Annotated in this window: 12 protein-coding genes and 1 riboswitch; of the genes, 7 read left to right on the plus strand and 5 right to left on the minus strand. The window is 55.2% G+C overall.

The features are described from left to right. Together AB7E14_RS12690 and AB7E14_RS12695 are read right to left on the minus strand one after the other, a co-directional pair. Positions 1 to 894 (minus strand): multifunctional CCA addition/repair protein (locus tag AB7E14_RS12690; protein WP_428169571.1); only part of this gene is annotated, 894 nt, incomplete at its 3' end. A gap of 65 nt (positions 895 to 959) precedes the next feature. Then, positions 960 to 1,580 (minus strand): TIGR04211 family SH3 domain-containing protein, encoded by a 621-nt coding sequence (locus tag AB7E14_RS12695; RefSeq protein ID WP_042998183.1) that lies wholly within the window; start codon positions 1,578 to 1,580, stop codon positions 960 to 962. A gap of 241 nt (positions 1,581 to 1,821) precedes the next feature. On the opposite strand from AB7E14_RS12695, the gene AB7E14_RS12700 reads away from it, so the two are divergent. The 4 genes from AB7E14_RS12700 to glgS all read left to right on the plus strand — a co-directional run bounded on the left by AB7E14_RS12700 (position 1,822) and on the right by glgS (position 7,911). Beyond that, positions 1,822 to 3,123: an inorganic triphosphatase gene (locus tag AB7E14_RS12700; protein WP_044328098.1), complete on the plus strand. Its 1,302-nt coding sequence runs from the start codon at positions 1,822 to 1,824 to the stop codon at positions 3,121 to 3,123. A 107-nt stretch (positions 3,124 to 3,230) separates the two neighbouring features. Next, positions 3,231 to 6,059 carry a bifunctional [glutamate--ammonia ligase]-adenylyl-L-tyrosine phosphorylase/[glutamate--ammonia-ligase] adenylyltransferase gene (glnE, locus tag AB7E14_RS12705; RefSeq protein ID WP_316962884.1) on the plus strand — a complete coding sequence of 943 codons (2,829 nt, stop codon included), beginning with the start codon at positions 3,231 to 3,233 and terminating at the stop codon, positions 6,057 to 6,059. A 47-nt stretch (positions 6,060 to 6,106) separates the two neighbouring features. Then, positions 6,107 to 7,540 (plus strand): bifunctional D-glycero-beta-D-manno-heptose-7-phosphate kinase/D-glycero-beta-D-manno-heptose 1-phosphate adenylyltransferase HldE, encoded by a 1,434-nt coding sequence (gene hldE / locus AB7E14_RS12710; RefSeq protein ID WP_042998180.1) that lies wholly within the window; start codon positions 6,107 to 6,109, stop codon positions 7,538 to 7,540. A gap of 164 nt (positions 7,541 to 7,704) precedes the next feature. Beyond that, a complete protein-coding gene (glgS, locus tag AB7E14_RS12715) occupies positions 7,705 to 7,911 on the plus strand; it encodes a cell surface composition regulator GlgS (protein ID WP_080343280.1) in 207 nt (68 codons plus the stop codon). Positions 7,912 to 7,944: 33 nt separating this feature from the next. Here the strand turns inward: glgS and ubiK are convergent, their stop codons facing one another. After that, entirely contained in the window at positions 7,945 to 8,241 is a 297-nt protein-coding gene (ubiK, locus tag AB7E14_RS12720; protein ID WP_042324283.1) for a ubiquinone biosynthesis accessory factor UbiK, read from the minus strand. A gap of 132 nt (positions 8,242 to 8,373) precedes the next feature. After that, positions 8,374 to 8,523, plus strand: a riboswitch (FMN riboswitch). A gap of 105 nt (positions 8,524 to 8,628) precedes the next feature. Here ubiK and ribB point away from each other — a divergent pair. Further along, positions 8,629 to 9,282, plus strand: coding sequence for a 3,4-dihydroxy-2-butanone-4-phosphate synthase (gene ribB / locus AB7E14_RS12725; RefSeq protein ID WP_042998177.1), 654 nt, complete (start codon positions 8,629 to 8,631; stop codon positions 9,280 to 9,282). A 212-nt stretch (positions 9,283 to 9,494) separates the two neighbouring features. Next, on the plus strand, positions 9,495 to 9,671 hold the full coding sequence (locus AB7E14_RS12730; protein WP_042998176.1) for a hypothetical protein: 177 nt from the start codon (positions 9,495 to 9,497) through the stop codon (positions 9,669 to 9,671). A gap of 19 nt (positions 9,672 to 9,690) precedes the next feature. On the opposite strand, the gene zupT is transcribed toward AB7E14_RS12730, so the two are convergent. Beyond that, a complete protein-coding gene (gene zupT / locus AB7E14_RS12735) occupies positions 9,691 to 10,464 on the minus strand; it encodes a zinc transporter ZupT (protein ID WP_042998175.1) in 774 nt (257 codons plus the stop codon). Between the two features lie 132 nt (positions 10,465 to 10,596). Here zupT and ygiD point away from each other — a divergent pair, with 132 nt between their 5' ends. Next, complete coding sequence (gene ygiD, locus AB7E14_RS12740; protein ID WP_044328100.1) at positions 10,597 to 11,385, plus strand: 4,5-DOPA dioxygenase extradiol; 789 nt, start codon at positions 10,597 to 10,599, stop codon at positions 11,383 to 11,385. Positions 11,386 to 11,426: 41 nt separating this feature from the next. Here the strand turns inward: ygiD and AB7E14_RS12745 are convergent. Next, a partial coding sequence (locus AB7E14_RS12745) for a glutathionylspermidine synthase family protein (RefSeq protein WP_428169572.1) occupies positions 11,427 to 11,855 on the minus strand: 429 nt, incomplete at its 5' end.

Raw genomic sequence — 11,855 nt, forward strand, 5'->3', positions numbered from 1 at the left:
GGCTAAATCACGGATTTCATTCGGGACGCGCAGGCGCTGGCATAACTGTTCTACCAGTCTGACGCCCGCCGGGCCGTGCCCGTGGTGACGCGGCCAGAGCTCCGGCGGAGTCAGGCCTTTGCCGAGGTCATGACACAGCGTGGCAAAACGCACGTCAACTTCCGGACTGAGCAGCGCCGCCATCGACAACGTCATCAGGGTATGAATCCCGGTATCGATTTCCGGATGCCACTTAGCCGGAGCAGGGACGCCAAACAGCGCATCAACCTCCGGGAACAACACGCGTAGCGCGCCACAGTCGCGTAAGACCTGGAAATAGACCTGCGGGTTACGCGTGGTTAACGCGTTCTCGGTCTCTTTCCACACGCGCTCTGCCGTCAGGTGTTCCAGTTCACCGGCGTGCGTCATTTCGCGCATCAGGGCCATGGTTTCGTCAGCAATGCGGAAGCTCAGATGCGCATAGCGGGCGGCAAAACGTGCCACCCGCAGGACGCGAAGCGGATCTTCATTAAAGGCTGGTGAAACATGGCGCAGCAGGCGTTGCTCCAGATCGCGCCGACCGTGATAGGGATCGACGATCTCACCGTCACCATCTTGCGCTAGGGCATTAATGGTCAGGTCACGGCGCTGGAGATCGTCTTCCAGCGTGACGTCCGGCGCGGCATAACAGGTGAATCCGGTATAGCCCGAGCCAGACTTACGCTCGGTACGCGCCAGGGCATACTCTTCGTGGGTTTGCGGATGGAGAAAAACAGGAAAATCGCGACCTACCTGCTGGTAGCCCGCGTCGAGCATTTGTTGCGGCGTGGCACCAACCACCACCCAATCTTTATCTTTAACCGGTAGCCCTAACAGCGTATCCCGAACCGCACCACCGACCAGATAAATCTTCACGCCACACCACCTCTCCAGGGAAATACAATCCCTTAATCATATGACAGTGTGGCGGAGAAGGCGATTTAGTTCATCCAGCGGTCTTTGCGTTTTCGGCTTGGGATCATGTGCGGCAGGATCAAACCGAGCAGCAGGCCAAGTCCCAGCACGCCGCCGCCATACATAAACCACTGCATGATGATGGTGCGTTGCTTATCATCAAGCTGCAAATTCGCGGCGCTGACCTTCTTCTGCGCCACAATCAGCTCGTTCTTCAGCTTCTGATTCTCTTCTTTCAGCCCATTGATCACGCTGTCGCTCTGCGACACTTTCTGCTGCATGTCAGCCGTGCGTTGATTCCAGGTGGTGTCAATATTGTTGAGCTTATCGGTCAGCGTTTTGACCTGATTTTCCAGATCCGGCACGCGGGTGCGCAGGCTGGGCGTGCTGTTCAGCTCTTTCATCGGGATCCAGGCCGTCCGCCCGGTGCTGTCTTTAACCTGCGCGTAGTTCGTGTTGGCGTCAGTTTGTAACAGTGTGACTTCTTCGCCCGCGTTGACCGTGCCAACGAGGCGATAATTATCCCCCGGACCACTGCGGACCCAGGTGTTCAGTTCATCAGAGACATAGCGCTTTTCTTCGGCGTGAGACACGGCAGTAGCGCTAAGTGCGAGTAACATAAATCCAATCAGGCGTAATTTTGGCATCAGGCTGTCGTTATTGTCATAGAAAGTGGAACGATAGTAGTGGTATCAGTGTCTCTACGCAAAGCATTCAACATCAATCGGAATCATCTGTGTCCGGTTTACCGCTACTTCAAAACTTTTACGCCCGTCAAATTGCTCGTTGCATGGCAATTTGGCGCAAAATACTATCTACTGACAAAAAAGATCACCGTAAGTTCGTCGTGATTCTCTCTTATGTGACATAACCGGTAAGTACAAGGCCATGGCTCAGGAAATTGAATTAAAATTTATCGTTAATCACGACGCCGTGAACGCGCTGCGTGACCATCTGAATACGCTCGGAGGCGAGCATCATGCACCCAGCCCGTTGTTGAATATTTACTACGAGACCGAGGATAAGTGGTTGCGTGGTCACGATATGGGGCTGCGTATTCGTGGGGAGAAAGGTCGCTATGAGATGACCCTAAAAATTGCCGGACGAGTGACCGGCGGTTTACACCAGCGACCGGAATACAATGTTCCCCTGAATGAGCCCACGCTGGATTTAACGCAATTTCCGCCGGAAGTGTGGCCCAACGGTGAGCTGCCTGCCGATCTCCTCTCCCGCGTGCAGCCGCTGTTCAGCACCGATTTTGAACGTGAAAAATGGCTGTTGACCGTGGATGGCAGCCAGATTGAAATCGCCCTCGATTTAGGCGAAGTGAAAGCAGGTGAACTGGCGGAGCCGATTTGCGAGCTGGAGCTTGAACTGCTGAGCGGCGACACCCGGGCGGTTCTGAAGCTGGCGAATCAGCTGGTGAACCAGGCGGGTCTGCGCCAGGGCAGCCTGAGTAAAGCGGCGCGTGGATATCATCTGGCGCAGGGGAATCCTCCACGCGAGATCAAACCGACTGCGGTGCTGAAAGCACCCGCGAAAGCCAGCGTGGAACACGGGCTGGAAGCCGCTCTGGAGCTGGCGCTGGCACAATGGCAGTACCACGAAGAACTCTGGGTTCGCGACAATAAGGCCGCGAAGGCGCATGTGCTGGCCGCGATGGGCCTGGTGCGTCACACCCTGATGCTGTTTGGCGGCATCGTTCCGCGTAAAGCGAGCGCTCACTTACGTGATCTGCTCACCCAGTCGGAAGCGACCATCGCTTCTGCGGTTTCTGCCGTGACGGCGGTGTATACCACCCAAACGGCGATGGCGAAACTGGCGCTGACTGAGTGGCTGGTGACCAAAGCCTGGCAGCCGTTTCTGGATGCAAAGGCGCAGGCCAAAATGGCGGATTCTTTCAAGCGCTTCGCCGATATCCATCTTTCGCGTACCGCCGCTGAGCTGAAAAGCGTTTTTGGACAACCGCTGGGTGACCAGTATCGCGATCAGTTGCCGCGTTTACGCCGCGATATCGACACCGTTTTGCTGCTGGCGGGGTATTACGATACGCCGGTGGTTCAGGCCTGGCTGGAGAACTGGCAAGGGCTGTATCACGCTATCGCCAACGGTCAACACATTGAAATTGAACATTTCCGCAATGAGGCGAACAACCAGCAACCGTTCTGGTTGCACAGCGGGAAACGATAACCGGAGTGCCTGATGGCGCTGCGCTTATCAGGCCTACGGATCGACATGTTTTGTAGACCGGATAAGGCGTAATGCCCACATCCGGCAACGTTACAAGGAACCTTTTAATGAAGCCGCTTTCGTCACCGTTACAGCAGTACTGGCAAACCATTGCAGAGCAGTTACCTGAATCCGTATCTGGCGTACAAGCGAAGTCAGTACTTACATTCAGTGATTTTGTGCGGGACAGCATCATTGCACATCCTCACTGGCTGACGGAACTGGAAAGCGCGCCGCCGCAGGCCGATGAATGGCAACAGTACGGCGAATGGTTACAGGCGGCGCTGGCAACGGTGAACGATGAAGCGGCGCTGATGCATGAGCTGCGTCTGTTTCGCCGCCGCGTGATGGTGCGCATTGCCTGGGCGCAGGCGCTGTCGCTGGTGGACGATACCGACATTCTGCAACAGTTAAGCCATCTGGCCGAAACGCTGATCGTCAGCGCGCGCGACTGGCTGTTCGACGCCTGCTGTCGGGAATGGGGAACGCCGTGCAGTCAGGACGGTATCCCACAGCCGCTGCTGATTTTGGGCATGGGCAAACTGGGCGGCGGTGAGCTGAATTTTTCTTCGGACATCGATCTGATCTTTGCCTGGCCTGAGCACGGCTCTACCCAGGGGGGACGCCGCGAACTCGATAACGCGCAGTTTTTTACACGCATGGGACAGCGGCTGATCAAGGTTCTGGATCAGCCTACCCAGGATGGTTTTGTCTATCGGGTGGACATGCGACTGCGTCCGTTTGGCGACAGCGGCCCGCTGGTGCTGAGTTTTGCGGCGCTGGAAGATTATTACCAGGAGCAAGGGCGCGACTGGGAGCGCTACGCGATGGTCAAGGCGCGGATCATGGGCGATACCGACGGTCGTTATGTCGATGAACTGCGCGCCATGCTGCGCCCATTCGTCTTCCGCCGTTATATCGACTTCAGTGTGATCCAGTCGTTGCGCAATATGAAGGGGATGATTGCGCGTGAAGTTCGTCGCCGGGGGCTGAAAGATAACATCAAGCTCGGCGCGGGCGGCATTCGCGAAATCGAATTTATTGTGCAGGTATTTCAGTTGATTCGCGGCGGGCGTGAGCCGTCGCTGCAATCGCGTTCACTGCTGCCGACGTTAAGCGCGATCGCCGCACTGCATTTGCTGCCGGAAAACGATGCCGAACAGTTGCGACTGGCCTACCTCTTCCTGCGTCGACTGGAAAACCTGCTGCAAAGCATTAACGATGAACAGACGCAGACGCTGCCGGGCGATGAACTTAACCGGGCGCGACTGGCCTGGGGAATGAATGCGGATAACTGGTCGCAACTGATGGAAACGCTGGAAGGGCACATGGCGAACGTTCGGCGCGTGTTTAACGAGCTGATAGGCGATGACGAAACTGACACGCAGGAAGATGCGCTCTCGGAACAGTGGCGCGAACTGTGGCAGGATGCTTTGCAGGAAGATGACACGCCGCCGGTGCTGTCGCATCTTACGGATGACGATCGCCAGCGCGTGCTGGCGTTGATTGCCGATTTCCGTAAAGAACTGGATAAACGCACGATAGGCCCGCGCGGTCGCCAGGTGCTCGACCACCTGATGCCGCACCTGCTGAGTGATGTCTGCACGCGCCAGGACGCGTCTCTCCCGCTGTCGCGCATTACGCCGCTGCTTGTGGGGATTGTCACCCGCACCACCTATCTGGAGCTGCTGAGTGAATTCCCCGGCGCACTGAAACATCTGATTTCGCTCTGCGCAGCGTCGCCGATGGTCGCCAGTCAGTTGGCGCGCTATCCGCTGCTGCTCGATGAACTGCTCGATCCGAATACGCTCTATCAGCCGACGGCGACCGACGCGTATCGTGATGAGTTACGTCAGTATTTACTGCGCGTCCCGGAAGATGATGAAGAACAACAGCTGGAAGCTCTGCGGCAGTTTAAGCAAACGCAACTGCTGCGTATTGCCGCCGCGGATATTGCCGGTACGCTGCCGGTGATGAAAGTCAGCGACCACCTGACCTGGCTGGCGGAGGCGATGATTGACGCCGTTGTGCAACAAGCGTGGCTGCAAATGGTGGCGCGCTACGGCCAGCCGACCCATCTTGCCGAGCGGGAAGGGCGCGGTTTTGCGGTGGTGGGCTACGGCAAGCTGGGCGGTTGGGAATTGGGCTACAGCTCCGATCTCGATTTGATCTTCCTGCATGACTGCCCCGTTGACGTGATGACCGACGGTGAACGGGAAATTGACGGGCGGCAGTTCTATCTGCGGCTGGCGCAGCGCATTATGCATCTGTTCAGCACCCGCACCTCCTCGGGCATCCTGTATGAAGTGGATGCCCGGTTGCGTCCGTCAGGGGCTGCGGGGATGCTGGTGACTTCCACAGAGTCCTTTGCGGATTATCAGAAAAATGAGGCCTGGACGTGGGAGCATCAGGCGCTGGTGCGCGCACGAGTGGTTTACGGCGACCCGCAACTGACCTCGCAGTTTGATTCGGTGCGTCGCGATATTATGACGCAGCCTCGCGATGGCAAAACGTTGCAGAACGAGGTGCGCGAAATGCGTGAAAAAATGCGCGCACATCTGGGCAATAAACATCGCGATCGCTTTGATATTAAAGCTGATGAAGGCGGTATTACGGATATCGAATTTATCACGCAATATCTGGTGCTACGTTATGCCCATGACAAACCCAAACTGACCCGCTGGTCGGATAATGTGCGCATTCTGGAACTGTTAGCGCAAAACGACATTATGGACGAGCAGGAGGCGATGGCGTTGACCCACGCCTACACCACGCTGCGCGATGAGTTACATCACCTTGCCTTACAGGAGCTGCCAGGCCATGTGGCGCAAACGTGTTTTGAGGCGGAACGTACGCTGGTGCGGGCAAGCTGGCAGAAGTGGCTGGTTGAAGAATGAAGTGTGCTATTATCGCGCGCAAATTTTGAATCTCTCAGGAGACAGGAATGAAAGTAACGCTGCCAGAGTTTGAACGTGCAGGAGTCTTGGTTGTCGGTGATGTGATGCTGGATCGCTACTGGTACGGGCCCACCAGCCGTATTTCACCTGAAGCGCCGGTACCGGTGGTGAAAGTCGATACCATCGAAGAACGTCCGGGCGGTGCGGCGAACGTGGCGATGAACATTGCCTCTCTGGGAGCAAATTCGCGCCTGGTCGGACTGACCGGTATTGACGATGCCGCGCGCGCGCTCAGCAAAACGCTGGCGGACGTGAACGTGAAATGCGACTTTGTTTCTGTCCCGACCCATCCTACTATCACCAAACTGCGCGTGCTTTCACGCAACCAGCAACTGATTCGTCTCGACTTCGAAGAAGGTTTTGAAGGTGTGGATCCGCAGCCGCTGCATGAGCGTATCAACCAGGCGCTGAGCTCGATTGGGGCGCTGGTGCTGTCTGACTATGCGAAAGGCGCGCTGGCCAGCGTTCAGCAGATGATCGCGCTGGCGCGTAAAGCCGGAGTGCCGGTGCTGATCGACCCGAAAGGAACTGATTTTGCCCGCTATCGCGGCGCGACGCTACTGACGCCAAACCTCTCTGAGTTCGAAGCGGTGGCAGGAAAATGCAAAAGCGAAGAAGAAATTGTTGAACGTGGCATGAAGCTGATTGCCGATTTCGAGCTTTCCGCGCTACTGGTCACCCGCTCCGAGCAAGGGATGACGCTGCTGCAACCGGGCAAAGCCCCGCTGCATATGCCGACGCAGGCGCAGGAAGTGTATGACGTGACCGGTGCGGGTGACACGGTTATTGGTGTGCTGGCGGCGACGCTGGCTGCCGGTAATTCGCTGGAAGAAGCCTGCTTCTTTGCCAATGCGGCGGCGGGTGTGGTGGTCGGTAAGCTGGGGACCTCCACTGTGTCGCCTATCGAACTGGAAAACGCGGTACGCGGCCGTGCGGAAACCGGCTTTGGCGTGATGACAGAAGACGAGCTGAAGCAGGCCGTTGCCAGTGCCCGTAAGCGTGGAGAGAAAGTCGTCATGACCAACGGGGTGTTTGACATTCTGCACGCAGGTCACGTCTCCTATCTCGCAAACGCACGTAAGCTGGGCGATCGCTTAATTGTCGCGGTCAACAGCGATGCATCGACGAAACGGCTGAAAGGGGAAACGCGCCCGGTGAATCCGCTCGAACAGCGGATGATCGTGCTGGCCGCGCTGGAAGCCGTTGACTGGGTGGTCTCCTTTGAAGAAGATACGCCGCAGCGCCTGATTGCAGGCGTATTACCGGATCTGTTGGTGAAAGGTGGTGACTATAAGCCAGAAGAGATTGCCGGTAGTGAAGAGGTGTGGGCCAACGGCGGCGAAGTGCTGGTGCTCAACTTTGAAGACGGTTGCTCCACCACCAATATCATCAAAAAAATTCAGAAAGACAGCGATAAATAACCACTGGCGGTGATGTCTGGAAATCGGGCATCACCCGTGTTCCCAAAGTGTGACATCAGGCAACTGATTTGCGCACAATATGTACAAACCTGCTACGCCTCCCGGTAAATACTGGTATCAGAAAAAAGCATATGACCTTAACAGAGATTCACCGACTGGAGGATATGCTAATGAACAACAGTGTTTATTCGATGAACAATTTCGATTTCCTGGCGCGGAGCTTTGCCAGAATGCAGGCTGAAGGTCGCCCTGTTGATATCCAGGCGGTTACCGGCAATATGGATGAAGAGCACCGCAGCTGGTTTTGCAAACGCTACGCGCACTACTGCCAGCAGGCAATGAACGCCAGAAAGTTAGAAGTGGAACATTGATATGTCAACGGGCCTTGCGGCCCGTTGCTGTTTTTACGCTTGCGGTTCTACTGGTGGGATGGCGGGCGCAGGTTTGACTTCTTCAGTGGCCTGACGCGCTTCCAGTTCGCTCAAACGTTGCTCCAGCAGCGCCAGCTTTTCACGGGTGCGTAGCAGTACCTGGGTCTGAACATCAAACTCTTCGCGGCTCACCAGATCGAGACGTGTCAGCTGAGATTGCAGCGTTTGACGGATTTTCTTCTCGACATCTTCCCCGAACTCCCGGATCCCTTTCGGCATCGACTCGTGAACCTGGCGAGCGATCTGCTCAATTTTTTTCGGGTCAATCATAGTGGTTTCCCTGAACTGGTAAGTGTTAACGCTCATTGTTGTGCGATCTGCGTAAGGCATAAACCAGAATTGTGTGATGTTAATGCGGGTAAAGGCGTTGATGAAGGTAATCAATAGGGTTATAGTTAATCCGCTTATTCTCAGGGCGGGGCGAAATTCCCCACCGGCGGTAAATCAACTCAGGTTGAAAGCCCGCGAGCGCTTTGGGTGCAAACCTAAAGGTCAGCAGATCCGGTGTAATTCCGGGGCCGACGGTTAGAGTCCGGATGGGAGAGAGTAACGATCCAGTCGGGCATGGACCCGCTCACGTTATTTTTTTGCCGCTTGTCGGTACTCCTAAGACTGCCCTGATTCTGGTAACCATAATTTTAGTGAGGTTTTTTTACCATGAATCAGACGCTACTTTCCTCTTTTGGTACGCCTTTTGAACGTGTCGAACACGCTCTGTCTGCGCTGCGCGAAGGCCGCGGTGTGATGGTGCTGGATGACGAAGATCGTGAAAACGAAGGCGATATGATTTTCCCGGCAGAAACCATGACCGTTGAGCAGATGGCACTGACCATCCGTCACGGTAGCGGTATTGTCTGCCTGTGCATCACCGAAGATCGTCGTAAACAACTCGATCTGCCGATGATGGTGGAAAATAACACCAGCGCTTATGGCACCGGTTTTACCGTGACTATTGAAGCGGCGGTAGGTGTTACAACCGGCGTTTCCGCAGCCGATCGCGTGACCACCGTTCGTGCGGCGATCGCCGATGGCGCAAAACCTTCCGATCTGAACCGTCCGGGACACGTTTTCCCATTGCGCGCTCAACCGGGCGGCGTATTAACCCGCGGTGGCCACACCGAAGCGACCATCGATCTGGTGACGCTGGCGGGCTTCAAACCGGCGGGTGTTCTGTGTGAACTGACCAATGATGATGGCAGCATGGCGCGTGCGCCGGAGTGCATCGACTTTGCAGGCAAACACAATATGGCTGTTGTGACGATCGAAGACCTGGTGGCTTACCGTCAGGCGCACGAACGTAAAGCCAGCTAACTCTGCCTTGCCGGATAGTGGTGCAAGCACCTTATCCGGCAAATTTCGCTTTTTCAAACATCCTGTCGGTTAATAAACATCCAATCTTTTTCTCTATGATCGAAATCATCTTTTCGATTTCATACTATGCCAGTATATAATCCTACCTACTTATAGGTATGTTAAATTTTAACGCTAAATATCTGTTAATGTTAAATTTTAAGGGTAAAAGGATGTTTATTGCCTGGTACTGGATTGTATTAATTGTTCTGGTGGTCGTGGGATATGTTTGCCACATGAAACGCTACTGTAAGGCGTTTCGGCAGGATCGTGATGCGCTAATGGAAATCCGCAATAAATTACTTCGTCGTGATGATGAAGAACGCGTCATGACTAAAGAGCAGGAATAACCGCTTCCTGCCCTCTCTGTTACCCGATCCCCATCGTCTGAAGTATGACCAGACTCAGCCCCATCACCGACATTCCGCACAGAACGCCATAGCTGGGATTGTTGTTGGGATCGATCTCTTTTGCCAGCGGCATCAGTTCATCCACCGACAGCGCAACCATAATGCCGGCGACTGCGGCCATAATCGCCGCCATGACGACAGGTGACACCAGGCTGCCAAGAATTAACCACGCCAGCACGCCGCCCAATATTTCCGCCATTCCGGAAATGCCCGCCCAGAAAATCGCGGTACGTTTAGAACCAGTGGCCGCATAGACCGGCCCGGCGACCGCCAGACCTTCCGGAATATTATGCAGGGCAACCGCCAGCGCGACGCCGAATCCTAACTCCAGGTTACTGCTGGCGGTGACGTAGGTGGCAATCCCTTCAGGGAAGTTGTGCAGACTGATCCCCAGCGTCAGCAGGATGGCGGTACGTTTAATCGAGCCAGGAATCGGCTGCGTTCTTTTTTGCATCAGATCCTGCGGGTGGGCATGTGGAAGCAGACGATCCAAACCAAAATAACCCAGCAGGCCGATGATAAACATGCCGTAGCCCAGAACTGGCGGCATTCCCTTTGTACCCAGCGCGGCGGGCAGCATCTCCATCAAAGAGATCAGCAGCATGATCCCGGCGGCAAATCCGAGCGAAAACGCCAACAGGCGATTAGAGGGCTTTTGCCCCAGTACGCCAAGAAACGCGCCAATGAACGTGGCGGCCCCCGCCAGTAAGGTCAGAATTAAAGGTACTGACATCAATGACTCCTTATACATCTCGCTGACCTTCAAAATAACTGATGATCATCATCATGGTTATCAGAGTTCTTCATTCATCGAAAGAGGGTATTGTAAGACCATCAAAATGACTCCCTGAGTAAGGATATCATCATGTCTTCAATTCGTATGCCAGCATTGTTTTTGGGACACGGCAGTCCGATGAACGTTCTGGAAGATAACCTGTATACCCGCGCCTGGCAGCAGCTTGGGGAGACACTGCCGCGTCCGAAAGCGATTGTGGTGGTGTCAGCCCACTGGTACACCCGAGGTACCGGCGTCACCGCGATGGAAGCGCCTAAGACCATTCATGATTTCGGCGGTTTCCCGCAGGCGTTGTACGACACGCATTATCCGGCGCCCGGCTCACCTGAACTGGCGCAGCACCTGGTTGATTTGCTTGCACCGGTGCCGGTTGTGCTCGACAAAGAAGCCTGGGGCTTTGACCACGGTTCCTGGGGTGTGCTGATAAAGATGTACCCGAATGCCGATATCCCGATGGTGCAGTTGAGTATTGATAGCACCAAACCGGCGGCCTGGCATTTTGAAATCGGGCGTAAACTGGCGGCGCTGCGTGATGAAGGCATCATGCTGGTGGCCAGCGGCAACGTAGTGCATAACCTGCGCACGGCGCGCTGGCACGGCGATAATAACCCGTATCCGTGGGCGACATCGTTCAATGATTTTGTCAAAGCGAACCTGAGCTGGCAGGGACCGGTTGAGCAGCATCCGTTGGTCAATTATCTCGATCACGAAGGCGGCTCATTGTCGAACCCGACACCGGATCACTATCTGCCGCTGCTGTATGTGCTGGGCGCATGGGATGGTAAAGAACCGATGACGATCCCGGTTGATGGTATCGAGATGGGCAGCCTGAGTATGCTGTCGGTACAGGTGGGATGATTAATGCCGGGTAAGGCGAAGCCGCCACCCGGCGTTCTCAATTACTCGACAAAAATATGCGGGTAGAAGCGGGACAGATCCTGAGTGATCAGCGCTCTGTCTTCGCGAATACCGATCCCGGCAGGCTGATCGTTGATCAACCAGCTACCGATCAACATATAACTGTCGCCAAATTTCGGCAGTTGATGAAACTGCTGTACGATCATGCCTTCTTCACCGTACGGTCCTTCCACTGCTTCGATCGTTTTACCGTTCTCGATAATGGAGACGTTTGCGCCTTCACGCGAGAAGATCGGTTTCACGACGAATTTTTCCATCTGCGGATAATCGTCTTCGGCGAAATAAGCGGGAAGCAGGTTCGGATGGTTCGGGAACATTTCCCACAGCAGCGGCAACAGCGCCTTGTTGGAGATAATGCTTTTCCAGGCCGGCTCCAGCCAGCGCACGCCAGCGTCTTCCAGCTTAGTGGA

Source organism: Citrobacter sp., assembly GCF_050252275.1.
Classification (GTDB): Bacteria; Pseudomonadota; Gammaproteobacteria; order Enterobacterales; family Enterobacteriaceae; genus Citrobacter_A; species Citrobacter_A amalonaticus.